Origin of the sequence: Methylovirgula sp. 4M-Z18 (genome assembly GCF_037890675.1) — a bacterium.
Taxonomy (GTDB): Bacteria; Pseudomonadota; Alphaproteobacteria; order Rhizobiales; family Beijerinckiaceae; genus 4M-Z18.
In genome coordinates, this window is the sequence record NZ_CP149574.1 from 1,287,111 (window position 1) to 1,310,392 (window position 23,282).

General features: G+C 61.2%; 23 protein-coding genes and 1 riboswitch. Of the genes, 11 read left to right on the top strand and 12 right to left on the bottom strand.

Annotated elements, in window-relative coordinates; translation table 11 throughout:
- Positions 1-17: 17 nt before the first annotated feature.
- Both cobW and V9T28_RS05830 read right to left on the bottom strand, forming a co-directional pair.
- The gene (gene cobW / locus V9T28_RS05825; RefSeq protein ID WP_116402347.1) at positions 18-1,046 is read right to left on the bottom strand and encodes a cobalamin biosynthesis protein CobW; all 1,029 of its coding nucleotides are present in this window, start codon (positions 1,044-1,046) and stop codon (positions 18-20) included.
- Between the two features lie 40 nt (positions 1,047-1,086).
- Positions 1,087-1,500, bottom strand: a complete 414-nt coding sequence (locus tag V9T28_RS05830; protein WP_116402441.1) for a DUF1636 family protein — start codon at positions 1,498-1,500, stop codon at positions 1,087-1,089.
- A gap of 99 nt (positions 1,501-1,599) precedes the next feature.
- Positions 1,600-1,789: riboswitch (cobalamin riboswitch) on the bottom strand.
- Between the two features lie 74 nt (positions 1,790-1,863).
- On the opposite strand from V9T28_RS05830, the gene cobO reads away from it, so the two are divergent.
- The gene (cobO, locus tag V9T28_RS05835; protein WP_116402348.1) at positions 1,864-2,484 is read left to right on the top strand and encodes a cob(I)yrinic acid a,c-diamide adenosyltransferase; all 621 of its coding nucleotides are present in this window, start codon (positions 1,864-1,866) and stop codon (positions 2,482-2,484) included.
- A complete protein-coding gene (locus V9T28_RS05840) occupies positions 2,484-3,941 on the top strand; it encodes a cobyric acid synthase (protein WP_199500248.1) in 1,458 nt (485 codons plus the stop codon). Before cobO ends, V9T28_RS05840 begins: the two co-directional genes overlap by 1 nt.
- Before the next feature lie 15 nt (positions 3,942-3,956).
- Here the strand turns inward: V9T28_RS05840 and cbiB are convergent, their stop codons facing one another.
- Positions 3,957-5,003 carry an adenosylcobinamide-phosphate synthase CbiB gene (gene cbiB / locus V9T28_RS05845; protein ID WP_245424209.1) on the bottom strand — a complete coding sequence of 349 codons (1,047 nt, stop codon included), beginning with the start codon at positions 5,001-5,003 and terminating at the stop codon, positions 3,957-3,959.
- Between cbiB and cobD the strand changes: the two genes are divergently transcribed.
- Positions 4,980-5,996: a threonine-phosphate decarboxylase CobD gene (cobD, locus tag V9T28_RS05850; protein WP_116402350.1), complete on the top strand. Its 1,017-nt coding sequence runs from the start codon at positions 4,980-4,982 to the stop codon at positions 5,994-5,996. The genes cbiB and cobD overlap by 24 nt on opposite strands.
- A 21-nt stretch (positions 5,997-6,017) precedes the next feature.
- On the opposite strand, the gene V9T28_RS05855 is transcribed toward cobD, so the two are convergent.
- The gene (locus V9T28_RS05855) at positions 6,018-6,287 is read right to left on the bottom strand and encodes a hypothetical protein (RefSeq protein WP_116402351.1); all 270 of its coding nucleotides are present in this window, start codon (positions 6,285-6,287) and stop codon (positions 6,018-6,020) included.
- 278 nt (positions 6,288-6,565) lie between these two features.
- Here V9T28_RS05855 and V9T28_RS05860 point away from each other — a divergent pair, with 278 nt between their 5' ends.
- Positions 6,566-8,044: a mannitol dehydrogenase family protein gene (locus V9T28_RS05860; protein ID WP_116402443.1), complete on the top strand. Its 1,479-nt coding sequence runs from the start codon at positions 6,566-6,568 to the stop codon at positions 8,042-8,044.
- 105 nt (positions 8,045-8,149) lie between these two features.
- On the opposite strand, the gene V9T28_RS05865 is transcribed toward V9T28_RS05860, so the two are convergent.
- The 7 genes from V9T28_RS05865 to V9T28_RS05895 all read right to left on the bottom strand — a co-directional run bounded on the left by V9T28_RS05865 (position 8,150) and on the right by V9T28_RS05895 (position 15,806).
- Positions 8,150-9,745 (bottom strand): FGGY-family carbohydrate kinase, encoded by a 1,596-nt coding sequence (locus tag V9T28_RS05865; protein WP_116402352.1) that lies wholly within the window; start codon positions 9,743-9,745, stop codon positions 8,150-8,152.
- Between the two features lie 8 nt (positions 9,746-9,753).
- The gene (locus V9T28_RS05870; protein ID WP_116402353.1) at positions 9,754-10,428 is read right to left on the bottom strand and encodes an HAD family hydrolase; all 675 of its coding nucleotides are present in this window, start codon (positions 10,426-10,428) and stop codon (positions 9,754-9,756) included.
- A 104-nt stretch (positions 10,429-10,532) separates the two neighbouring features.
- Positions 10,533-11,534 (bottom strand): ABC transporter ATP-binding protein, encoded by a 1,002-nt coding sequence (locus V9T28_RS05875; protein ID WP_116402354.1) that lies wholly within the window; start codon positions 11,532-11,534, stop codon positions 10,533-10,535.
- Positions 11,535-11,549: 15 nt separating this feature from the next.
- A complete protein-coding gene (locus tag V9T28_RS05880) occupies positions 11,550-12,395 on the bottom strand; it encodes a carbohydrate ABC transporter permease (RefSeq protein ID WP_116402355.1) in 846 nt (281 codons plus the stop codon).
- 1 nt (position 12,396) lies between these two features.
- Complete coding sequence (locus tag V9T28_RS05885) at positions 12,397-13,263, bottom strand: carbohydrate ABC transporter permease (RefSeq protein WP_116402356.1); 867 nt, start codon at positions 13,261-13,263, stop codon at positions 12,397-12,399.
- Between the two features lie 123 nt (positions 13,264-13,386).
- Positions 13,387-14,700, bottom strand: a complete 1,314-nt coding sequence (locus V9T28_RS05890; protein WP_116402357.1) for an ABC transporter substrate-binding protein — start codon at positions 14,698-14,700, stop codon at positions 13,387-13,389.
- 146 nt (positions 14,701-14,846) lie between these two features.
- Positions 14,847-15,806: a sugar-binding transcriptional regulator gene (locus V9T28_RS05895; protein ID WP_116402358.1), complete on the bottom strand. Its 960-nt coding sequence runs from the start codon at positions 15,804-15,806 to the stop codon at positions 14,847-14,849.
- A 196-nt stretch (positions 15,807-16,002) separates the two neighbouring features.
- On the opposite strand from V9T28_RS05895, the gene V9T28_RS05900 reads away from it, so the two are divergent.
- From V9T28_RS05900 to V9T28_RS05910, 3 genes are all read left to right on the top strand, one after another.
- On the top strand, positions 16,003-16,524 hold the full coding sequence (locus V9T28_RS05900; protein ID WP_245424210.1) for a PaaI family thioesterase: 522 nt from the start codon (positions 16,003-16,005) through the stop codon (positions 16,522-16,524).
- A 128-nt stretch (positions 16,525-16,652) separates the two neighbouring features.
- On the top strand, positions 16,653-18,578 hold the full coding sequence (locus V9T28_RS05905; protein WP_116402359.1) for a phospholipase D-like domain-containing protein: 1,926 nt from the start codon (positions 16,653-16,655) through the stop codon (positions 18,576-18,578).
- Positions 18,579-18,617: 39 nt separating this feature from the next.
- Positions 18,618-19,061: a histidine phosphatase family protein gene (locus V9T28_RS05910; RefSeq protein WP_147306502.1), complete on the top strand. Its 444-nt coding sequence runs from the start codon at positions 18,618-18,620 to the stop codon at positions 19,059-19,061.
- A gap of 215 nt (positions 19,062-19,276) precedes the next feature.
- Here V9T28_RS05910 and V9T28_RS05915 read toward each other — a convergent pair whose 3' ends face one another.
- Complete coding sequence (locus V9T28_RS05915; protein WP_116402361.1) at positions 19,277-20,038, bottom strand: S1 family peptidase; 762 nt, start codon at positions 20,036-20,038, stop codon at positions 19,277-19,279.
- Positions 20,039-20,155: 117 nt separating this feature from the next.
- Between V9T28_RS05915 and V9T28_RS05920 the strand changes: the two genes are divergently transcribed.
- The 4 genes from V9T28_RS05920 (at position 20,156) to V9T28_RS05935 (ending at position 23,265) form a co-directional block, all read left to right on the top strand.
- Positions 20,156-20,494, top strand: a complete 339-nt coding sequence (locus V9T28_RS05920) for a PepSY domain-containing protein (protein WP_147306503.1) — start codon at positions 20,156-20,158, stop codon at positions 20,492-20,494.
- Positions 20,495-20,588: 94 nt separating this feature from the next.
- The gene (locus V9T28_RS05925) at positions 20,589-21,293 is read left to right on the top strand and encodes a response regulator transcription factor (RefSeq protein WP_116402363.1); all 705 of its coding nucleotides are present in this window, start codon (positions 20,589-20,591) and stop codon (positions 21,291-21,293) included.
- Positions 21,293-22,696, top strand: coding sequence for an ATP-binding protein (locus tag V9T28_RS05930; RefSeq protein ID WP_116402445.1), 1,404 nt, complete (start codon positions 21,293-21,295; stop codon positions 22,694-22,696). Before V9T28_RS05925 ends, V9T28_RS05930 begins: the two co-directional genes overlap by 1 nt.
- A 38-nt stretch (positions 22,697-22,734) precedes the next feature.
- Entirely contained in the window at positions 22,735-23,265 is a 531-nt protein-coding gene (locus tag V9T28_RS05935; protein WP_147306504.1) for a hypothetical protein, read from the top strand.
- Positions 23,266-23,282 lie beyond the last annotated feature (17 nt).

Genomic DNA, 23,282 nt, shown 5'->3' on the forward strand with positions numbered 1-23,282 from the left:
CTTATCCTAACGCGATGCTATGCCGCCAATTGCGCGCGAATGGCATCTTCATTGAGGCCCTTTTCGCCGATAATTACCAGCCGGCTCTGCCGATTGTCGGTGTCCGCCCAGGCGCGGTCATATTGCTTGGTGAAGCGCGTGCCGACTCCCTGCACGAGCAGGCGCATCGGCTTGCCGAGAACTTCGACATAGCCCTTGATCCGCAGGACGTCGTGGTCTTGCGCCAATTGGCTGAGCTTTTTGACGAAATGATCGGGGTCCCGCACGGCATCGACCGGGACGATGAAGGATTCGAAATCGTCGTGGTCGTGCTCTTCCTCGTGATCGTGGTGCGAGGGGCGCGCCGCAAGGTCGTCTTCCGCTGCCGCATTGATGCCGAGCAGCACGTTTTTGGCGATTCTGCCGTCGGCGGACGGCACGATCTTGACCGCGCGCGGCACCACGGCGGTGATGTCCTTCGTTACCTGAGCCAGCATTTCGGGCGCAATGAGATCGGTCTTGTTGAGAACGATGAGATCGGCGCAGAGGAGCTGGTCTTCATAGACTTCCTCGAGCGGATTGTCGTGGTCGATCGAGGCATCCTCGGCGCGCTGCTGCTTGAGCTTTTCCGGATCGTCGGCGAAACGGCCCTCCGCGACGGCGGCGCCGTCGACCACGGCGATCACGCCATCGACGGTCAGGCGCGAGCGCACCGTCGGCCAGTCGAAGGCTTTCACCAAGGGTTTCGGCAGCGCGAGGCCGGACGTTTCCACGATGATATGCTCGGGCCGCGGCTCGCGGGCGAGCAGCGTTTCGATCGCCGGCACGAAATCGTCGGCAACCGTGCAGCACAGGCACCCGTTGGCGAGCTCGACGATATTTTCCTCGGGGCACGACTCGATGCCGCAGGATTTCAGGATTTCGCCGTCGACACCAACATCGCCGAATTCGTTGATGATGAGCGCCAGGCGCTGGCCGCCGGCATTTTCTAGCACGTTGCGGATGAGCGTGGTTTTACCGGCGCCGAGAAAGCCGGTGACGATGGTGACGGGGACTTTGCCGAGCATGCAGGAATCCTTGAAGGGTTCGAAGAGAAGAAAGACGGAATTAGACGGGGGCGAGCGGCGGCACGCGGGAGATGACGCCCTTGCGGAAACATTGCGGCCGCTCCCGCCAGGGGATGACGCCGTCCGGGCTCGCGGCGAACTTCAGGGCGCCGTCGACAATGTCGTCGGCGTGCACGGCGGGGTCGAGATCGCCAATGACATAGGTCCATTTGCCGGGGGCCGCGAGGGCCAGCGTTGCGGGCCGTTTGCAGACCGAGAGGCATTCCACGGTCTTGATCTCGACCGCATCGCGCGCCTGTTCTGGCCATTTGGCCAGGACGGCTTCGTACAGCGCGGCACCCGGCCGCTCGTCAGCGTTGAAGGTGCCCTTGCAAGTCACGCAGAAATACAATGTCGCGCCGGACGTCGGCGCGATCGTTGCCACGGATGGGGAGATCTCCGCGGTCAGGGACATGGCGCGCTCCATAGCTGCGCAATGCCGGATGCGGCGCGAGATGAAAAGGTGACGTCAAACGTCATATAATACTCCTGGCTGCCCCTCCGGCAGCCGCACGGGGTTGGTTTTAAGACGGCAGGTTTCCTGGCTCACGGGTCAAAGCCAGCGCACCCCTTCCCAAGATCGCTCTCAGTGGTTTTGGTGCAGGCTCGCCGTTTACAGTCGCGGGGGCGGCCATGGCTTCGGTTTCCCTCACCATGTTCCCTTGACATTCCTGTTTGGAATGACCGTCCGGATTGACTATGGCCACCGAAACGCGCACTTGTCAAACGCCGACTTAATGTCGCATCCAATATATCGGCCCGCCCATGCGAGAGACAGATGACCGAGCTTGATCCCAATGACGAAGCCGCCCGCCACAAGGCGAAGATGATCAAGCGCAAGGATGTGCAAGACGCTGAAGTTGCTTCGAAAACCATTACAGAAAAGGGGCTCCTGATCGTCAATACCGGCCCCGGCAAGGGCAAGTCGACGGCGGCCTTCGGACTCATCCTGCGGGCGTTGGGCTACGGTTGGCCGGTTGGTGTCGTGCAATTCATCAAGGGCGCCTGGCACACGGGCGAGCGGGCGGCCTTGCAGCGATTCAGCGATCTCGTCGAATGGCACACGATGGGCGAGGGCTTCACCTGGGAAACCCAGGATCGCGAGCGCGATGTTGCCGCGGCCGCCGCCGCCTGGCAAAAATCGCTGGAATTGATGGCGCGGCCGGAGATTCGCCTCGTCGTGCTCGACGAACTCAACATCGCCTTGCGCTACGATTATCTGCCGCTCGCCGAGGTCGTGGCGGCGCTTGCCGCGCGGCGGCCCGACCTGCATGTGATCGTCACCGGCCGCAATGCCAAGCCGGAACTGATCGCCGTCGCCGATCTCGTGACCGAGATGACGCTGGTGAAGCACCATTTTGCCGCCGGGGTGAAGGCGCAGCAAGGCATCGAATTCTAATGCTAGCCAAGGCGCTCATGCTGCAGGGCACCGGCTCGGATGTCGGTAAGTCCATTCTGGTCGCCGGCCTGTGTCGGGCCTTTGTCAACCGTGGGCTGAAGGTGCGGCCGTTCAAGCCGCAGAACATGTCGAACAACGCGGCGGTGACGGCGGACGGCGGCGAAATCGGCCGCGCGCAGGCCTTGCAGGCGCGGGCGTGCAAAGTGCCGGCCTCCGTGCACATGAACCCGGTACTGCTGAAGCCGCAAAGCATGATCGGCTCGCAGGTCGTGATGCAGGGCAAGGTGCTCGGCAATGCCAAGGCAAGCGAGTATCAGGCTTGGAAGCCGAAATTGCTCGGCGCCGTGCTGCAGAGCTTCGCCCATCTGCGCAATGAGGCCGACCTCGTGATCGTCGAGGGCGCGGGGAGCGCGTCCGAAATCAATCTGCGCGCCAATGACATTGCCAATATGGGCTTCGCCCGGGCCGCCGATGTGCCGGTGCTGCTGGTGGGAGACATCGATCGCGGCGGCGTGATCGCGCAGGTCGTCGGCACCAAGGCGGTGCTCGCGCCGGAAGATGCGGGGATGGTGGCGGGTTTCATCATCAACAAATTTCGCGGCGATCCGGCTTTGTTCGAGGCAGGGATGCGGCTGATCGTCGAGCATTCCGGCTGGCCCAGCTTCGGCTTGGTGCCGTTCTTTGCCGATGCCCATCGCCTGCCGCCGGAGGATGGGGTTGCCTTGACCCATCGTGTGAAGCTTCGGGACGGGCGCATCACCATTGCTGTGCCTGTACTGCCGCGCATTTCCAATTTCGACGATCTCGACCCGCTCAAACAGGAGCCGGATGTGCGCCTCATGCTGCTGCGGATGGGCGAACCCCTTCCGGCCGAGGCGGATGTGGTGATCCTGCCAGGGTCAAAGGCGACGATTGCCGATCTGCAGGATTTCCGGGCCGCCGGCTGGGACATCGACCTCATCGCCCATGTGCGGCGCGGCGGCCGCGTTCTTGGTCTTTGTGGCGGCTATCAAATGCTGGGCGCCAAGATCGACGATCCAGACGGGATCGAAGGGCCGGCAGGGGGATGCGACGGGCTCGGCCTTCTTGATGTGGCGACCGTTTTGACGCCGAAAAAAACATTGGTCGAAGTATCCGGCGTCACCTCCGAGGGCGCGGCCTTCCATGGTTATGAGATGCATATCGGCGAGACCATCGGCGCAGGCTTGCGGCGGCCGATGCTGACCTTTGCCGACGGCCGGCCGGATGGCGCGGTTTCGCCCGATGGCCGCGTGAAGGGCTGTTATGTGCACGGATTGTTCGCGGATGACGGCTTGCGGCGGGCCTGGCTGCAATCCCTGGGCGGTCAGGGCTCAGATCTCGCCTATGAGCAGAGCGTCGAAGCGACCCTCGACGCGCTGGCCGCGCATTTGGAAGCGCATGTTGATCTCGACGCCCTGCTTGAAACCGCGCGATAGCTCCGCCCCAAAGCGCTAGATGGCGACCAGCGCGGCCAAAATCAGCGCGAGAACGCCGGCCTGAATCACACATGCGGCGCGGTACAGTCTGATCGCCTTTTTGATGTCGTCCAGCGTCGCTTCGCGCCGCCCATCGCCCATATAGACATCCTCGACCCGCTCTTCGCCGTAGATGCGAGGGCCGGCCAGTTTGAGATCGAGCGCGCCGGCCATGGCCGCTTCCGGCCAGCCGGCATTGGGTGAGCGGTGATGGCGCGCATCGCGCAACACCGTAGCGGCCGCACGTTGCGCCGAGGCGCCGGGCGTGACGAGACTGGCGAGGATCAGCCACAGGGCGGCAAGCCGCGAGGCCGGCAGATTGATGAGATCGTCGAAACGCGCTGCGGCCCAGCCAAAAGCGGCGAAGCGCTCATTTTTGTGGCCGATCATCGAATCAGCAGTATTGGCAGCCTTATACATGACGCCGCCGGGCAGTCCGCCGGCCGCCGTCCAGAAGAGGGGCGCCACGATGCCGTCCGAAAAATTCTCCGCGAGACTTTCGATCGCCGCGCGCGCGACGCCGGACGAATCGAGATAGGCCGGATTGCGGCCGACGATCATGGCCACGGCGATTCGTCCCTCTGTGAGGCCGAGCTCCAGTCCTTTGGCGACAGCAACCACGTGCTGGTCGAGGCTGCGCTGGGCGATGAGGCTAGAAACGAGGCAGGCAAGAGGAAGAAGCCCCAGCCAGCCACCGGGCGTCATGGCTTGCAGCAATGTTGCGGCGGTGCCCGACACAGCGAGCAAGATGATCAGTGCCAGCACCCCCTTGGCACGCCGCACGGCAAAGCTTTCGTCGGATTTGTTCAAGCTGCGATCGAGCCGATCGATCAGCTTCCCGATCCAGGTGACGGGATGGCCGATGATGCGGTAAAGCTGGGCCGGGTAGCCGAAAGCCGCCTCGATGACGAGCGCGAGCAACGCTAGGGAAATTGTGAAGAGAAGATGCACGAGGCGAAGACGATAGAGGGGGTGAAAGCCCAAGACGAGGCCGGGCCGATGCCTTCGACTATCTTTCATCACGGCGGAAATCTCAAGAGCGCGCAGGCGCTCTATCCTAACGCGCCGCAACCGTGGATCGATCTCTCCACCGGCATCAATCCCATTGCCTATCCCATTCCGACGATCGCGCCGGAGGCGTGGACGCGCCTCCCGGAAACTGCGCATGTCGCGGCGCTGGAAGCCGCTGCGGCACAGGCCTATTTCGTCCGCGACACAGAGCATGTCGTCGCTGCGCCGGGAACGCAAGCGCTGATTCAATGGCTGCCGCGACTGTTTCCGGCGCGCACGGTCGGCATTTGCGGTTTCACTTATGGCGAACATGAAAAGACATGGGCCGCAGCCGGCGCGCGGGTGACATATGTCGAGACGGTCGATGCGCTGAGCGGTTTCGATGTCGCCGTGATCGTCAACCCCAACAATCCGGACGGCCGGCTCGTCTCCGGTGACCGACTCTTGCATCTTGCGCGGCAGATGGCAGCGAAGAATGGGCTGCTCGTCGTTGACGAAGCCTTTATGGATCTCGTCGATCCGGCGTTTCATCTGAGTGCGCATATGCCGGTGGCGTCGACGATCATTTTGCGCTCGCTTGGCAAGACCTACGGGCTTGCGGGCTTGCGTCTTGGTTTCGCGATCGCGCCGACCGAGCTTGCGCGCATCATTCGTGATGCGCTCGGGCCATGGGCGGTTTCCGGCCCGGCGATCGACATTGCGCAGCGCGCGTTGGGCGATGCGGCTTGGCGCGAGGCGACGCGGAGCCGATTGCGGCAAGAGTGCGGTCGACTCGACCGCATGTTGCAGAATGCCGGATTCTCAACGCCTTTCGGTACGCTTCTCTTCCGCACCGCGGAGCACGCGCATGCGCGCGATTGGCTGCATAGTCTGGCACAAACCGGAATCCTGACGCGGCCATTTACGGCGAGACCGCATTGGCTGCGGTTCGGTTTGCCAGCAGGCGAGGCGGCCTGGTGGCGGCTGGAAGAGGCCCTTCGCAAGGGGCCGAAAGTTCCTAACTAAGCGACCACAGGCCGCAACCTTTCAGAGGGCTTCGCTCGACCCTGGGATCCAGGCCACATGCCGGCGGATGTTGGATAAGCCTGTCTTGCAGTGCTGATAATTCATCTGTTGCGCGACTTCTGGATCCTGGGTCGAACTCGGAGTGACGAAGAGGCCTTCACGTGACGGCGATGCGGACGAACAATCGATATCGTCGGTCCGCTTGGCCCGATCGATGAAATGCGATGGGACCCAGACGCCGACATAGAGCACCACGAGAAGGCCGCAAATGCCGATCGGGTGGCGTTTCAAATCTGCAGAACCCTCTTCGAAAAGCCTTATCAATCGTCACAAGGTTTCGTCTCGCGCGGCACTGCATGTCACAACGAAATTCTATTGTGCACAACAACATCAATTTGCCCGTGCGCACATCGGCCGAAGGGCTCGCTCTGACACACCAGTCGATGCATTTTTTCGCTCCCAAAAAGTGAATATATGGCTGCAAAAACGAAGATTGATATGGTGCTATTTGCGCGAGTTAGGTATTGTATTTTCTGATAGAAATGCATCGAACGAAAGGCGGGATCGACATGACCACCAAACTCGCGCTCGGCTCGCTCGCGGCCATTGCCAAAACTGCGAAAATCCCTGCCTATGAGCGCTCAAAGCTCTCGCCTGGCATTGTGCATTTCGGTGTCGGCAATTTTCATCGCGCTCATCTGGCGGTCTATCTCGATGATCTGTTCAACCTGGATGAGGGGCATGATTGGGCGCTTGTCGGGGCTGGCGTCCTGCCGTCCGATCACGTGGTGCGCGAGAAGCTCAAGGACCAGGATTACCTTACGACCGTGGTCGAGCAGGAGGCAAACAAGTCCGAGGCGCGGATCACCGCTGCCATGATCGACTATGTCGAGCCGCAAAATGCCGCCGCCATCATCGCGCGCCTCGCCGATCCGTCCACCCGCATCGTGTCGATGACGGTGACGGAGGGCGGATATTTCATCGATCCGGCTTCGGGAAAGTTCAACCCGTCCCATCCGGATATGGTGCATGATAGCGCCCATCCCGATGCGCCAAAAACCGTCTTCGGTCTGATTCTGGCGGGTTTGAAAGCGTGCAGGGACAAGGGGCTCCCGCCGTTCACGGTCATGTCGTGCGATAATATTCCCGGCAACGGCCATGTCACCGAAAATGCGGTTGCGGGCCTCGCCGAATTGTCGGATCCGGCTTTCGCCGCATGGGTGCGCGCGAATGTGGCGTTTCCCAATTCCATGGTCGATCGCATCACGCCTGCGACGGGCGATCGCGAGCGCAGCGTGGCGCGCGAATTGTTCGACATCGAGGACAATTGGCCGGTCTTTTGCGAGGATTTCAAGCAATGGGTGCTGGAGGATCATTTTTCCGCCGGCCGCCCGGCCTGGGAGAAGGTCGGCGCGCAATTCGTGAAAGACGTTGCGCCCTATGAGCTGATGAAGATCCGTATCCTCAACGGCGGTCACGCGATCATCGCTTATCCGGCCGGGCTGATGGACATTCATTTCGTGCACGAGGCGATGGAAAATCCGCTGGTGCGCGGCTTCCTCGCCAAGGTCGAGCGCGAAGAAATCATTCCCGTGGTGCCGCCGGTGCCGAACACGGATCTCAACGATTATTTCAAACTGATCGAGCGGCGTTTCTCCAACCCGAAAATCGCCGATACGATTTCGCGCCTGTGCCTGGACGGATCGAACCGTCAGCCGAAATTCATTTTGCCGTCGATCTTGGACCGGTTGCACAAGGGGCTGGATATCGTCGGGTTGCCGCTCGTTTCGGCTTTGTGGTGCCGCTATTGCGCGGGCACCAGCGACAGCGGCAAGGTCATTCCGCCGAACGATGCCAATTGGGGGCGGCTGCAAAGCGCTGCGCTCGAGGCCAAAGTCGATCCGATGAAGTTCCTCGAGATGCGCGATATTTTTGGAGAAGTCGGCGAGTCACCGATTTTCCGCGAACGCTTTGCCTTGTCGCTCAAGGCGCTGTGGACCGACGGCACGGCTGCGACCTTGCAGCGCTATTTGGACAATGCGCTGTAGTACCAGTGATTTGCTCAGGCGATGAAGAAGGCCTCGATGTCGTCCCGGGTCAAGCCCGGGACGACATCGGGCTGCCCTATGGATCGCGGCTTCCAACGACAGGTCTCATTCACGCATCGCGAGTCCCAGCGTCTCTATCTCCTGCCGATGTTCGTGCATGCGCAGGAAAATCCGATAATCGCGGTCGAATCTTGCGCGCGCCTGAAGGTTAGGCGCGCGCGTGCGACTCTGTTGTCGCATCGCGCGGCACGCCGACGATAGATCGGGGAACAGGCCAGCGGCCGTTGCCGCAACCATCGCGGTTCCGAGCAGCACCGTATCTTCCGCGAGCGATTCCACGACCGCACAGCCGGTCGCGTCGGCATAGAGTTCCATCAGCAGCGGATTTTTTGTGTGCCCACCCGAGACATGCAACGTGTCGATAATATAGCCACGGTCATTCAGTGCTTCGAGGATGTGACGAATGCCGAGCGCGATACCGACCAAGGTGCGCCAATAGAGTCGGCACAACGCGTCGAAGGACGAATCGAGGTTGAGGCCGCTGATCACGCCGAGCGCATGCGGATTGGCGAGCGGCGAGCGGTTGCCGTGAAAATCGGGCAGAACATGCAAGTCCTGCGCGAGCGCTTCGCCCTCGCCGGCGCGCAATTCCTGCACGCGCGCGACGATTTTCGTGTGCGTTTCGGCTGTCGGTTCGAGTCCCGCCCCGTGGCTGCGAATGATGTGATCGAGCAAGGCGCCGGTTGCGGATTGGCCGCCTTCATTGAGCCAGCAATCGGGGAGAACCGCGCCATAATAGGGTCCCCAAATACCCGGTGTGTGAATCGGATATTGCGACAGGGCCATCACGCAGCTCGAGGTTCCCGCGATCAAACCCAAATGGCGCTCCATCGTGCCCGAAGCGTTGAGTCCGCCAAGCACACCGAGCATGCCGGCATGGGCGTCAATCAAGCCGACACCGACACGGCATTCGCGCGTCAGGCCGAGCGTTTGCGCGGCCTCCGCGGTGAGCGTTCCGAGATCTTGACCGATCGGTGTTGCGTGTTCCGGCAGATGTCCGCACTCCAGCATGTCCGCAATGCCCAACTGATCGAGCAGATCTTTCTGCCAGCCGCGGTCTTGGTGGCCGAGATAGGCCCATTTGCAGGTGAGCGTGCATTGCGACCGATGAGTCTGTCCTGATGCTTTCCAGGTGAGAAAGTCGGCGAGGTCGAACAAATATCCGATTTTCGCCCATATATCCGGTCTGCGCCGCTTCAGCCACATCAGCTTCGGCGTTTCCATTTCGGGCGACATCACGCCGCCGATATAATTGAGCAGACGGTGTTTGCTCGCCGTGCACTCTTCCGCCTCTTTCAAGGCGCGATGGTCGAGCCAGACGAGCGTATCCCAAACTTCCGTTTGCGACGGCGAAAGATTCAGCGGATTGCCGTGGACATCGCGGATCACGAGCGAACAAGTCGCGTCGAAACTCAATCCCGCGACTCTTGCCGGATCGATCCTCGCTTGGTGAATGGCTTCGCGCATCGCAAGGCCGATTGCGCTCCAGATCTGTTCGGAATCATGTTCCGCATAATTGGCTCTGGGAAAATTGAGCGAGATCGGGCTGACGGCGCGACCGAGCAAGGTGCCGCCTGTATCCAGAATCCCGGCGCGGGCGCTGCGCGTGCCAACATCGACGGCGGCAATCAGATCTCTCATCAGACGGGCTACTCCCCGGGCGCTCCGCGGAGAAGATGCGGCAATTGTCGCATGTCGTCAAAAGTAAAAGCAGGCCCGAGATATTCATAACGGGCCTTGAGCTGCGCAATGTCCGCGTGGGCCCCGCCCGAAAAGGCGAAGGCTTGCATGCAGGCTTCGTGCGCGGCTTCGATTCCGGCCTGGCTGTCCTCAATCACCACGCAATTTTTCGGATCGGCACCCATGGCGTGGGCGGCATACAAGAACAGATCCGGCGCCGGCTTGCCGCGACGCACCATGGAGGCGCTGAAAATATTGGGCTCGAAGCGGCTGCGCAGGCCGGTGATCTCGAGCGACAATCGGATGCGTTCCAGATGGCTCGATGAGGCGACGCAAATCGGCATGTCGAGGTGATCGAGTGCCTCGACAATGTGGGGGACGGGTTTCAACTCTGCTCTGAAATGGTCGAAGAGGTCGACCCGCATGTCCTCGAGCGCCGTTTCCGGCAGCACCAGATGATAGGACTTCTCCAGGATTTTCAGGATCGTCGCCAGGCTCTTGCCGAGGAATTTATCGTAAGCTTCGCGCGCGTCGATCTTCAGCCCGGTTTTGGCAGCGATCGCATCGAGCATCACATGCATCGCGATCAGTTCACTGTCGACCAATACGCCGTCGCAATCGAAAATAACAAGGTCTGGCTGCATGTGGCTCCCATTCTTATCGAATAGGGTTTACGCCGAGCCGCGGCAATGTGCAGCTGAAATTTTTACCCGACGCCACGATTCGGCGCCGGGCGTTCCGCCCACGACTATCGGACCGCGTTACCACTCTGATCGAAGCGATGAATACGGTCCGGTTCCGGCGTGAGGTAAACCGTATCGCCGAAATTCACTGGAACTTCGCCGGGCGCGCGCACCGTCATCGTCCCGACATTGTCGCTGCGGATGTGCAGAAACGTGTCCGCGCCGAGATGTTCGGCAACGGCGACCGTGCCCTTCCAAGAGCCCGAAGTGGTGGAAAGCTGGGTGTGTTCGGGCCGGATGCCGATGGCGAAAGCATTGTATTTCGCGGCTTCCGGGCCTTCGATCAAGTTCATCTTGGGCGAGCCGATGAAGCCGGCAACGAAGCGGTTCCGCGGCCGGTGGTAGAGTTCGAGCGGCGAGCCGACCTGCTCGATATTGCCGCGGTTCAGCACGACGATCTTGTCGGCCATGGTCATGGCTTCGACCTGATCGTGCGTCACATAGATCATCGTCGTCTGGAGGCTCTGGTGCAATTCGCAGATCTCAAGCCGCATGTTCACGCGCAGCGCCGCGTCCAAGTTCGACAGAGGCTCGTCGAACAGGAAGGCGGTGGGCTGGCGCACGATAGCGCGGCCGATCGCGACGCGCTGGCGCTGGCCGCCCGACAGAGCCCTCGGCTTGCGCTCGAGATAGTCGGTGAGGTTCAGGACGCGCGCCGCGTCCGACACTTTCTTGTCGATCGTCGCTTGATCAACGCCGGCCATTTTGAGCGGAAAGGCGATATTCGCCTTCACCGACATGTGCGGGTAGAGCGCGTAGGACTGGAACACCATAGCCAGGCCGCGCTGTGCCGGCGGCGCGACCGACATGTCCTTGCCATCGATGGTGATCGTGCCGCCGCTGATGTCCTCCAGACCTGCAATCAGGCGCAGCAAGGTTGACTTGCCGCAGCCGGACGGGCCGACGAAGACCACGAACTCGCCATTGTTGATGTCGAGATCGATGCCCGGGATCACGGCGTGTCCACCAAAGGCTTTGGACACTTGCTTGAGATTGATGCTGCCCATGATGAATGTCCCTTGTTACTTGACGGCGCCGAAGGTGAGGCCGCGCACGAGCTGCTTTTGTGAGAACCAGCCGATGATCAGGATCGGCGCAATGGCTAGGGTCGATGCGGCCGAGAGCTTGGCGTAGAACAGGCCCTCGGGGCTTGAGTATCCGCTGATGAATGCGGTGAGCGGAGCTGCGCCGGGCGCGGTGATGTTCAGCGTCCAGAAAGCTTCGTTCCACGCGAGGATGATATTCAAAAGCAACGTCGAGGCAATGCCCGGAACGGCCATGGGCGTCAGGATGTGAATGATCTCCTGACTGAGGCTCGCGCCGTCCATGCGGCCCGCTTCTAGGATGTCGTTGGGGATTTCCTTAAAGTAAGTGTATAACATCCAGATGATGATCGGCAAGTTGATGAGCATGAGCACGATCACCATGCCGACCAGCGACAGGAATGTATTGTTCAGCATTCCCCAATCCCTGAACACCAGGAAGATCGGGACGAGCGCACCGACGGCCGGCATCATCTTGGTGGAGAGCATCCACATCAAGAGATCCTTGGTCTTCTTGCCCGGCGCAAAGGCCATGGCCCAGGCTGAGGGGATCGCGATGACGAGCGCAAGGAGCGTCGAACCGAACGCGATAATGACCGAATTCCAGAAGAACGGCCAGTACCCATCGCCGCGGGTAAAGACCTCGTGATAGCTGTCCAATGTCCAGCTAAAGAACAGGAAGTGCGGGGGCGAGGCAATGGCCTCGTCTTCGGATTTGAAGCCGGTCAGAATGGTCCACAGGATCGGGAAGAAAATCACGAACCCGACAATCCAGGCGACGGCAGTCCAGGTGGCTTTCGTTGAATTTGAGACTTGACGGGCCATGTCATGCGTCCAGGTTTTTGCCGACGATGCGGACGAGGAAGAAGGCAACAATATTGGCGAGCACGACCGCCACCACACCGCCCGCCGAAGCGCCACCGATGTCGAAGGCTTTCAGACCCGTCTGATAGACGAGGAACGGAATATTGCTGCTTGCTGGACCGCCGCCCGTGGTCACCAGAATTTCGGCGAAAACGGAAAGCAGGAAGATGGTCTCGATCAGAATGACGACTGTGATGGCGCGCGAAAGGTGCGGCAAGGTGATGTAGAAGAAGATCGAAAGGAAGCCGGCGCCGTCCATTTCAGCGGCTTCTTTCTGCTCTTCGCTCAAGGATTGCAGCGCGGTGAGCAGAATGAGCGTGGCAAACGGAAGCCATTGCCATGCAACGATGATGATGATCGACAGCAGAGGCCAATGCGCGAACCAATCGACCGGCTCCATGCCGACTAAACGGGCGAAATAGGCAAAAATGCCGTTCACCGGATTCATCATCATGTTCTTCCAGACCAGGGCCGCGACGGTTGGCATGACGAAGAAGGGTGCGATGACGAGGATGCGGACGATGCCTTGGCCCCAGACCGGTTGATCCAGGAGCAGCCCAAGCAAAATGCCGCCGACGATGGTAATCAGCAAGACACCGCCGACCAGGAGGAGCGTGTTTTCGAGGGCGCCAATGAATGCCGGGTCCGAGAGGAAGTATGAATAGTTGGAGAAGCCGGTCCAAGTGACTTCGTCGCCCGACTGAAGGTCATAGTGGAGCAGCGAGAAGTAGATGGTCTTGAACAGCGGATACAAACTCCAGATCAGGAGCAAGATAACCGATGGAGCGACCATGAAGCGCGCGGCTGTCCGTGTATGCGTCGTCGCCATGGATTTCAGTCCTCGAATCGACTACGCGGGCGCAAGATGGCGCGGCGCAGTTCCCATGAAAGTGATCGCTGAGGAAAAACAGCCGCCGGCGGGGAGGGACGCCGGCGGCTGCCTGGTCGTCGGTTACTTGATGTAACCGGCTTTGGTCATGGCGCGTGTGGCGATATCCTGCGCCTTGGCCAGAGCATCGCTCACCGATTCCTGGCCTGCTAGAGCCGCAGCAAATTGCTGGCCGACTTCGGTGCCGATGCCCTGGAATTCAGGGATCGCGGCAAACTGCACGCCCACATAGGGTTTCGGCTTGCTGTTGCCGTTCATGCTCGGGTCGGCAGATTCAATCGCCTTGATCGTCTCGGCGGCGAAGGGAGCTGCCTTCAGGTAGTCAGCGTTCTTATAGAGCGACAGACGGGTGCCCGGAGGCACGTTGGCCCAACCTTCCTTTGACGCCACGAGATTGGTGTAGTCCTTGCTAGTTGCCCAGGCGACGAACTTCTCGGCGGCTTCAACCTTCTTCGAACCGGAGGGGATGCCGAGTGACCAAGCCCAGAGCCAGTGGCTGTTCTTGCAGGTGTCGCCGCAGGGCGCAGCAGCGAATCCGACCTGGTCGGCAACCTTCGACTCCTTGCCGGTCACGAAAGAAGCGGCCACGGTTGCGTCGATCCACATGCCGCATTTGCCGGACTGGAAGAGGGCAAGGTTTTCGTTAAAGCCGTTGGACGAAGCGCCGGGAGGGCCGGACTGGTTCATCATGTCCACATAGGTGGTGAGGGTCTTCTTCCATTCGGGGCCGTTGAATTCCGGCTGCCATTTCTCGTCGAACCAGCGGGCACCGTAGGAATTGGCCATGGTCGTCAGAAACGCGCCATTCTCACCCCAGCCGGCCTTGCCGCGCAGGCAGATGCCATAGACTTCACCTTTCTTGTCGGTGATCTTGGCTGCGGCATCCTTGATGAAATCCCAGGTCGGCTGTTCGGGCATGGTCAGGCCAGCCTTGGCGAACAGATCCTTGCGATACATGATCATCGAGCTTTCGCCGTAGAACGGAGCAGCGTAGAGCTTGCCGTCAACGCTCAGGCCGGAGCGAATGGCCGGGATGATGTCGTCTACATCGTAATTGGCGCCAAGCTGGTCGAGCGGCACAAGCCAGCCCTTCTTGGCCCAGATCGGAACTTCATAAGTGCCGATGGTAAGAATGTCATATTGGCCGGCTTTAGTGGCGATGTCGGTCGTGACCTTCTGGCGGAGCTGGTTCTCCTCCATCGTCACCCAGTTCACCTTGATGTCCGGATTGGCCTTGGTGAACTCATCGGTCAGCTTTTGCATACGGATCATGTCGCCATTGTTCACCGTGGCGATCGTGAGCGTCGTTTCTGCGTGTGCGGTCGCGGCAAAGGCCAACATCGAGCACGCGCCAGCGAGCAACAAGCTAAATTTCATCCTATCCTCCCTCGGGCGAAATCGGGCATTTGCCCTGATTGCGAGCATATATTCGACAACTTTTCGCAAAGGTCAAGCAAGATCGTCGCTGCACCGCACACAAAACGCGCGCCGTCTGGACTCTCGTAAAGGGCGGAGTGTTTAATTTACTCGATATTTAACAGCAGGTTGGCTGTCGCCTCATCGCTGATCAGCCCATTTATGAGGCGACCACGCAGGGCTGCATATATTCCGAGCAGCTTCTTTTGCCCCTTGGCGATCGCGATCACCCGGCGTCCGTCGCGGGGGGGAATGGGCGCGCTGGCGACCCGTTCATTGGTCAGCCCTTCGATCAATTGGCCGTCGCGGTCGAAGGCCCAGCCGGTGATCTCGCCGACGGCGCCCGCCTTTTGCAGGGCCTGCAACTCGGTGGCGGTCACGAAGCCGTCGAGGTAGAGCGGTGCCTCGTCGCCAAAATCGCCGATGCCGACAAACGTGGCGCTGGCATCGGCCGCGAGCATCAAGGTGGCGTGAATGAGCGGTTGGCGATGCAGCAGCTCGCGCTCGGCGGGCGAGGAGACGATGACCGGCAGCGGCATCGGAAACAATCGTGCCTTTACCGCTTCGGCCATGCCGTAGATGACGTTGTAATAAGAGGCGGAGCCATCCGGCGCGACATTGCCGGCGAGCGAAACGATTTTGTGTTGCGGCGCTTCGATCGGCGACAATTGATCGACCGTGGCCTTCAGGGTGCGCCCGGTGCCGATCGCCATGATGATCGGTTCGGGGGTACGCAAGGTCCGCTCGATTTCCGCTGCGCCGGCTTCGGCGATGCCGATGGTTGCTGACGCCGAGGCGGGATCGGTCGGCACGATTTCGACCATGTCCAGCGCGAAGCGATCTTTGAGCGCTTGCGCGAGGTCGAGGCACCGGGCGATCGGGTGATCGAGGCGGACCTTGATCAACCCTTCGGAAATCGCCAGCGAGACGAGACGCTGCGCGGTCTGGCGCGAAATGCCGAGCTTGGCGGCGATCTCTTCCTGATTGTTGCCGGCGACATAATACAGCCATCCGGCGCGCGCGGCGTCGTCCAGTCGTTTCTCGTCGGAAGTTTTCACGCGCGCCATGTTCGCCCCATTTTCGGGATGTTATTTTTTGTGACCCGGGAGTCATAAGGCCCTAGCTAACGTCACTTGCTAGGCTCTTTCAAGCGGCGCGAGGGCTTACGCTCGACGGGCTTGGGGCGAGAACCTATATTTTGCCTAGCGGCGCGCGGTCTGGCTGGCGCGACGGAATTTCAACATTTCTTGGGAGGTCCTCACGATGACCATGCCGACCGTACCTGCCGGCGCAACCAATAGCCGCCTTGTCACCTGGACCACGCCGCAGGTGGATTTGCGGGTGATCGGCGCGGCAAGCGGTCTCGACTATCTGCTCGGACTGTTGAAATCCGGCGCTTTGCCGCCCATCAGTGAGCTGATGAATTTTTCCGCGGTGACGTTCGAGCATGGGCGCGCGGTCTTCGAGGGGACGCCGGCGGAATTCCATTACAATCCGATCGGTGCGGTCCACGGCGGCTTTGCCGCGACGCTACTCGATTCGGCTTTGGGCTGCGCCGTGCACACCACATTGCGGCCCGGTTTCGCCTATACGACGGTGGAGCTGAAAGTGAACTTCGTGCGGCCTTTGCGCGCCGATACCGGCCCTGTCACCTGCGAGGGTAAAGTCATTCATGTCGGCGGCCGTATCGCGACCGCCGACGCAAAGCTCTCCGATGCGTCGGGGAGGCTTTATGCCCATGGCACAACCACATGCTTGATCTTCCCGGTTGGCGAGAAAGCGTGAGGGGAATGCCGGCGCGCATCGCCGCCTGATCACATTTGGCATGAGTTGCTCCCGTCATGGAGCTGTCGCTGAGTCGCGTCTAAGCTCGCTTGAGATGACAAGCCCTAACCTGCACGGGAGGAACGCCCATGAAAGCGGTCGCATTCTCCAACAATGACATTGCGGTCGTTGCTTGGACATTTGGCGGCAAGCTCGCCGGTTGTCTCGGTTTTGCGATCTATCGCACCGATGTCCGTGCCGGAACCGAGACTTGCCTGCCGGCACTCGCGACGTTCCAGGGCCAGCAAGCAACGCCCGGTCGGACGACGGCCGACGATCCGGTGCAGAAATTCTTCTGGAAGGATGTCTATGCCAAGCGCGGCGGCACCTATCGGTACAAGATCGTGCCGATGGGCGGCGCGCCCGGCGCCTTGCGGCCCATGCCCTTTGGGCCGCTCGTCACCAATGTCATCCAGCTCAGCCCGCATTTCGGCACGCTTTCGGCCTATTTCAATCGCGGTATTCTTGCGACGCAGGCGACGGCGCATGCCTTGGATGACGGCTCGCCAGCCGGCTCGAAAGTCGCGGCCCTTCTGGCGAAAATCGTCAAACCCGGCGATCCGCTGCGCGTCGATCTTGCCGGTCAGATGATCGAAGCGCTCACGGCCCTGCCGGATGAGGCGGGGCGTACAGGCGCGGATCTTCGACTCGCGCTGTATGAATTTCAGGATCCCGAACTCATCCAGCATTTCGCCGCATTGAAGGCCAAGGGCAGCTTGATCCTGTCCAACATGCCCGGCGGGACGAAGAAAGCCGGAACCTTTACCAACGACACCTATGCGGCGGAGCGCCAGGCGATCAAAGCCGACGGCCTCGATGTCATCGATCGTTTCATGCCGAGCAACAGCATCGGCCACAACAAATTCCAGGTCCTGATGGACGGCACGCCGCAGGCGGTGCTGTTCGGCTCGACCAATTGCACGTCGAACGCGCTCTGCGCACAGACCAACAACACCATCATCGCGCGCTCGCCTGCCATGGCGCAGGCCTATGCCGATTATTGGGACCGGCTCAAACAGGACACGGTGCCGCCCGGCGACGGCGGCAAGGCGCAGCAGTCGCCAAGCCTGCGCCGTGCCGATGCGCAACCGCCCGTAACCCTCACGCTCGAGGACAACAGCGGCACGGTCGATCTATGGTTCTCGCCCAACACGCCGCACGCGCGTGGCAAATCCCGCGGGGCGAACGAGGCGACGCCGCCGGATCTGCAAATGGTTTTCGACGCGATCGCGCAAGCGCAGCAAGCTATTTTGTTTCTTGCTTTCGAGCCCGGCAGCCCCAGCATCATCGACGCGATCGCGGATGCTTTGAAGGCCAAGCCTCGGCTCTTCGTGCGCGGCGCGGTGACTGCCGCGGGGGCCGCCGGCGATTTCTACACGGCGGTCAACGGCGGCGACCCGAGCGCCAAACCGGCCAAACGGCAGAAGGGAGACCCGCCTTTGCCGGAGGATTACCGCGTGATCCACACCCGCGGCGTCACGGCGCAAGATGCGTTCGGACAATGGGAGGCGGAGCTCAATCAGGCCGGCCATGCGGTCATTCACGACAAGATCGTCGTGATCGACCCGTTTGCGGACAATTGCGTCGTGGTCACCGGCAGCCACAATCTCGGGTTCAAGGCGTCCTACAACAACGACGAGAATCTGGCGATCATTCGCGGTCATCGCGCATTGGCGGAAGCCTATGCGGCCCATTGTCTGGACGTCTACGACCATTATGCTTGGCGCTATTGGCTCGCCCAGAACGGGGCGAAGGCCTGGCATTTCTTGAGTGCCGACGACACATGGCAGGACGCGTATTTTTCGCCGGACAATCAGGTGAAGTCGGCCGAACTCAGCTTCTGGCTCGCGGCGACGCCTTCTGCCGACGCCTTGCCGACGCCCGATGGTGGTGCGACAACCCGCGAGCGGCCGGCAATGCAGGCGGCAACCGGCGGACTGACGCCGGCGGTCGGGCAGCATGCATTATCGCGCAAGCACGCATCACAAAAGCATGGAAAGCGTCGCAAGACTTGAGGGGTAGGGATGGCCGAGACACCACGTATGATTCTGGTTATGCGGCACGCTGAAAAGCCCGCCGATCCGAACGATGCCAATCTTGCGCCCGCCGGCCAGACACGGGCTGCGGCGCTCGCCGACTATATTCCGCGCGCCTTCGGCGCTCCCGATTTCATTTTCGCCGCCGCGGCTTCGATACGTAGCGATCGGCCGTTGCAGACGGTGCAGCCGCTTGCGCAGCGCATCAATGTGACGGTCGATGCATCGATCGCCGACATCGATTACCAGAAGCTGGCTGATCGCCTACTCACGCACGGACGCTATGCGAACAAGCGCATTCTCATGTGTTGGCGTCATGGTCACATTCCGGCGCTGATGCAGGCGCTCGGCGCGCCGTCAGGGACCTTTCCTGATCGTTGGGATCTCGCGGTCTTCGATCTGATCCTGAAGATGGAGTTTGGCGATCAGGTTACGGTCACCAAGGTCAAGGAGCCGTTTTGATCGTTGGGCGTGGCCGCCGCGGAAGCGGATTGGGGCCGTTCTTCGGAACGTGACGATGTGCGCATAGCGCGCTGATTGAGAGCGAGAAAAGTGATCTGCTCAATATCTGCTTTAACTCCGCCAGTGGGCTGAGGAGAAGGTTTAATTGCCTATATTTTAATAATATAAATCAATATTTTGTGCCTATATTATAAGATTTTTGTTTGGGCGCCCTCTCATCGTCCTTGCCAGGTTTCAAGGACACTATCAATCCACCCCTTTTGCGGGCCGATCTTGGCGCCCTGCGTGAGCGCACCGCACTTGTTCGGCGGCATGCCGCCGGTCCAATCGATGATACCGGCCACTGTCCGGCCGTCGGCTTCGAAAATCGGGCCGCCGGAATCGCCGGTACAGGCGCCGGTGCCGGCATGGGAAGGGTCCTCGAGCCAGAGCAGAATATCGGACACCGGCGCGCGCAGGGTCAGATCCGCGATGCGCAACTGGCCGGCGCTGTGCGCGTCGCCCTCTCGGGTCAGGCCGTAACCGGCGACGCGGAACGATTGGCCCGGCGCCGCCTCGCTCGCCGTGGCGAGGGTCGCAGGCTGAAAGTCCGAGGGTAGATCCTCGGCCAATTCGACCAGGGCGAGATCGACCGAGCGCTCCCGCGTGCGAATGGCATTGGCGCGATAGGCTGGATGCACCGCGAGCCGGTGCACCGGGCTCAGGACCGGCGCGCCGTCGGGGGCGCGAAAATGAATCATCGTATGGGCGGCATCGCCGACGCAATGAGCCGCGGTCAGCACCACGTTCTGCCGCACGACGACGCCGGAGCAAAATCCGGCCCGGCTCTTGTCGCCCTTGAGCACCATGACGATTTTCTCGCCAAACCCCGCGCCATCGTTGCTTGCGCCGACCACGGCGCGGGCGGCGGAGGCGAGAAGGGCCAGCGGCAGGAGGCAAAGAGCGATCGAGGGCAGGCGGGAAAAACGGATGCGCATGAAAGATGCCTACCGCGGGCGATGGTGGCGGACAAGTCATCCAATTTTAAGCCTTGGCCGTCAGGATGAACGCAAATATTCATGTTCCATTCAGGGCCGCTGGACCAGGGTGTCGCCATGAGAGTCTCCCTGTTGATCCTGGCGTTCAGCTGCATGGCCGGCGCGGCCTTGCTGGCGCGCAATGCTTGGGCGCAACAGGCTGAGCCGCTCGGCGGCTGTCTCAGCCCGCAGGAGATGCGGGAGGCGGTGCCGGAACATCACCTTGCCGACTCGTACCGGGTGATCAAACATGTGTCGAGCGAACATCGCGCCGAAGCGGTCGGTGCAAAATTGTGCCGGCAGGGCGGCAAGTTCGTGTATGAGCTGACCTTGCTGCCCCATGACGCTAAAGAGGTGCTGCATGTTTTGGTCGATGCGATGACGGGGGAGACGTTGTCCGGCAAGCCGCCAAAATAGGCGCACACGGTTTTGTCTGTGCGGGTGTTCACATCCAAACCATCAAAAAGTCCAGATTTTGGCCAAAAGCGATGACAGCTTGTGGAGGATATTGTTGCGATTACTGGTCGTTGAAGATGACAAGGATTTGAACCGCCAGCTCGTTTCGGCGCTGGAAGCCGCCGGCTATGCGGTGGACCGGGCCTATGACGGCGAGGAAGGGCATTTCCTGGGCGATACCGAGCCCTATGACGCCATCGTCCTCGATCTCGGCCTGCCGAAGAAGGACGGCCTGTCGGTCCTCAAGGAATGGCGCCAAGCCGGCCGCACCACGCCGGTCCTGATTTTGACGGCGCGCGACCGCTGGAGCGACAAGGTCGGAGGGTTCGACGCCGGCGCCGACGATTATGTCGCCAAACCCTTCCATGTCGAAGAGATTCTCGCTCGGCTCAGGGCGCTTTTGCGCCGGGCCGGCGGCCATGCGACCGATATGCTCTCGTGCGGTCCCGTGCAGGTCGACACCCGCGGCAGCCGCGTACTGGTCGACGGTGCGCCGATCAAGCTCACCTCGCACGAATATCGCCTGCTCGCCTATCTCATGCATCATGCTGGGCGTGTCGTGTCGCGCGGCGAACTGGTCGAGCATATTTACGATCAGGATTTTGACCGCGATTCCAACACGATCGAGGTCTTCGTTGGCCGGTTGCGCAAGAAGCTCGGCGTGGACATTATTCAGACTTCGCGCGGTTTGGGCTATATTGTCGAAGCGCCGCAGAAAGCGGCCAATGGAGCAACCGCGAAGCCCGTTCGTTCGCCATGATGTTTCGTGTCAAGGCCCAGTCGATTGCGACGCGCCTGTTCCTTTCGGCGGCGTTTTGGAGCACGGTCATCCTTGTCATTGCCGGCTTCCTTCTCTCCGCGGTCTATACACGCAGTGCCGAGCAGTCGTTCGACGAGATTTTGAAAACCTATCTCACGGCGCTCGTCGCGGATATCGACAGTTCGCCCGACAAATTGCACGTGGTCATCGATCCGCTGAGCGAGCCGAAATTCAAGTTCATTCTCGCCGGCTGGTATTGGCAAATTACGCCGCTCGGGAGCGACAAGCCCGAAATCAAGACCTCGCAATCGCTGTTCGCGGCGACCTTGCCGCGCCTGTCCGATCAGAACGTGCCGCTGATCGATGGGGCGCGCGAGGGCTACGTCACTGGGCCGGGCAGCAAGCAATTGCGACAGGTCGAGCGCGAGATCGTCTTTCCTGAAGCCGATCCCGAGGGCAAGGACCTCGCTTATCTGGTGCAGGTGGCGGCGACGACCGAGGAGATCGACCGCAAGATCTTCACGTTCCAGGTCGATCTCGCCATCACCTTCGTCAGCCTGGCGCTGGCCCTTCTGGCCTCGACTTTCCTGCAAGTCCGCTTCGGTCTGCGGCCCTTGCGGCAGTTGCGCCGCAGTCTCGGCGCCATCCGGCAAGGCAACACCGAACGCATCGAGGGACAATATCCGCAGGACATTGCCCCGCTGGCGGACGAAATCAATCTCTTGATCGATTCCAATCGGGAAATCGTCGGCCGGGCCCGCACCCACGTGGGCAATCTGGCCCACGCGCTCAAGACGCCGTTGAGCGTCATCGTCAACGAAGCGGATGCCGAGGCGGGCGGCCTGGCGGGCAAGGTGCGCGAACAGGCCGGCATCATGCGCGATCAAGTCGATTATTATCTCGAGCGGGCGCGGGCGGCGGCGCGAACCAATGTGATCGGCGCGATGACCGAGGTGACGCCGACCATCGAGGGCCTGGTCCGCGCTTTCGCGAAGATCAACCAGGACCGCGACATCCGGTTCGAAGTGGCGGTGGCCGGCGGCTTGCGCTTCCGGGGCGAGCGGCAAGATCTCGAGGAGATGATCGGCAATTTGGCCGACAATGCCGCCAAATGGGCACGGCACCGGGTGCGGATCGAGGCGGTGCCCGCGCACATGGGCGACACAGCCAGCCGGCCGTTTTTCGACGTCACCATCGACGATGACGGCGCGGGCCTGCCGAAGGAATCGCGCACCGCCGCTTTGCACCGCGGCCGTCGCCTGGATGAGACCAAGCCCGGCTCCGGCCTCGGCCTTTCCATCGTGATGGACCTCGTCAGCGTCTACGGCGGCACGTTAAAGCTTGAAGATTCTCCGCTCGGCGGGTTAAGAGCGCAATTGCATCTGCCGGCGATCGAGGCCTGACTAAGGTTAAATAGTCACCACGACCTAGAGGGAAGATCATGAAAGCTGCTTCTTTGGTGGGCCTCGCCTGCCTTATGTTACCGCTCGCTGCGTGCGGCCGGCTCGGCCCGGAACCGAGGCGCGTCAATCCGCCGCCGCCCCAGGCCGCCGCCCCCGGCGAGACGGCGCCCGTCCTTCCCGTCACGTCGCAACCGCTCGCCCCCATCGGATCGCAGCCCGTCGCTCCCGCCCCGCAACCTGGTACTCCCCCGGCATCGCAACCGATGGCGCCGGAAGCCGCTCTCCCCGCCGGGTCGCCGCCGGGACCGGGCGCGCTTGGCGGCGCGTTGGGCGCGCGCCTGACCGAAGCCGACCGGCAGGCCGCAGTCAACGCGCAATATGAAGCGGTCAGCAGCGGGCAAAAGAAGAGTTGGAAAGGGGCCAATGGTACGTTCGGCTTTACCGATCCAGGGCAGGCTTCGGGCTCTTGCCGCACCTATACCGATACGGTCTATATCGACGGCCGGCCGCAAAGCGGCAGAGGCCAGGCTTGCCAGGGTGCTGATGGCACGTGGCAAATCACCAATTGAGGCTTGTCAAAAGCCCG

Excerpts from the sequence above, each read along its gene's own strand:
- cobW (WP_116402347.1), bottom strand. The coding sequence starts at position 1,046 with ATGCTCGGCAAAGTCCCCGTCACCATCGTCACCGGCTTTCTCGGCGCC.
- V9T28_RS05830 (WP_116402441.1), bottom strand. The coding sequence starts at position 1,500 with ATGTCCCTGACCGCGGAGATCTCCCCATCCGTGGCAACGATCGCGCCG.
- cobO (WP_116402348.1), top strand. The coding sequence starts at position 1,864 with ATGACCGAGCTTGATCCCAATGACGAAGCCGCCCGCCACAAGGCGAAG.
- V9T28_RS05840 (WP_199500248.1), top strand. The coding sequence starts at position 2,484 with ATGCTAGCCAAGGCGCTCATGCTGCAGGGCACCGGCTCGGATGTCGGT.
- cobD (WP_116402350.1), top strand. The coding sequence starts at position 4,980 with ATGCCTTCGACTATCTTTCATCACGGCGGAAATCTCAAGAGCGCGCAG.
- V9T28_RS05860 (WP_116402443.1), top strand. The coding sequence starts at position 6,566 with ATGACCACCAAACTCGCGCTCGGCTCGCTCGCGGCCATTGCCAAAACT.
- V9T28_RS05865 (WP_116402352.1), bottom strand. The coding sequence starts at position 9,745 with ATGAGAGATCTGATTGCCGCCGTCGATGTTGGCACGCGCAGCGCCCGC.
- V9T28_RS05870 (WP_116402353.1), bottom strand. The coding sequence starts at position 10,428 with ATGCAGCCAGACCTTGTTATTTTCGATTGCGACGGCGTATTGGTCGAC.
- V9T28_RS05875 (WP_116402354.1), bottom strand. The coding sequence starts at position 11,534 with ATGGGCAGCATCAATCTCAAGCAAGTGTCCAAAGCCTTTGGTGGACAC.
- V9T28_RS05880 (WP_116402355.1), bottom strand. The coding sequence starts at position 12,395 with ATGGCCCGTCAAGTCTCAAATTCAACGAAAGCCACCTGGACTGCCGTC.
- V9T28_RS05885 (WP_116402356.1), bottom strand. The coding sequence starts at position 13,263 with ATGGCGACGACGCATACACGGACAGCCGCGCGCTTCATGGTCGCTCCA.
- V9T28_RS05890 (WP_116402357.1), bottom strand. The coding sequence starts at position 14,700 with ATGAAATTTAGCTTGTTGCTCGCTGGCGCGTGCTCGATGTTGGCCTTT.
- V9T28_RS05895 (WP_116402358.1), bottom strand. The coding sequence starts at position 15,806 with ATGGCGCGCGTGAAAACTTCCGACGAGAAACGACTGGACGACGCCGCG.
- V9T28_RS05900 (WP_245424210.1), top strand. The coding sequence starts at position 16,003 with ATGACCATGCCGACCGTACCTGCCGGCGCAACCAATAGCCGCCTTGTC.
- V9T28_RS05905 (WP_116402359.1), top strand. The coding sequence starts at position 16,653 with ATGAAAGCGGTCGCATTCTCCAACAATGACATTGCGGTCGTTGCTTGG.
- V9T28_RS05910 (WP_147306502.1), top strand. The coding sequence starts at position 18,618 with ATGCGGCACGCTGAAAAGCCCGCCGATCCGAACGATGCCAATCTTGCG.
- V9T28_RS05915 (WP_116402361.1), bottom strand. The coding sequence starts at position 20,038 with ATGCGCATCCGTTTTTCCCGCCTGCCCTCGATCGCTCTTTGCCTCCTG.
- V9T28_RS05920 (WP_147306503.1), top strand. The coding sequence starts at position 20,156 with ATGAGAGTCTCCCTGTTGATCCTGGCGTTCAGCTGCATGGCCGGCGCG.
- V9T28_RS05930 (WP_116402445.1), top strand. The coding sequence starts at position 21,293 with ATGTTTCGTGTCAAGGCCCAGTCGATTGCGACGCGCCTGTTCCTTTCG.
- V9T28_RS05935 (WP_147306504.1), top strand. The coding sequence starts at position 22,735 with ATGAAAGCTGCTTCTTTGGTGGGCCTCGCCTGCCTTATGTTACCGCTC.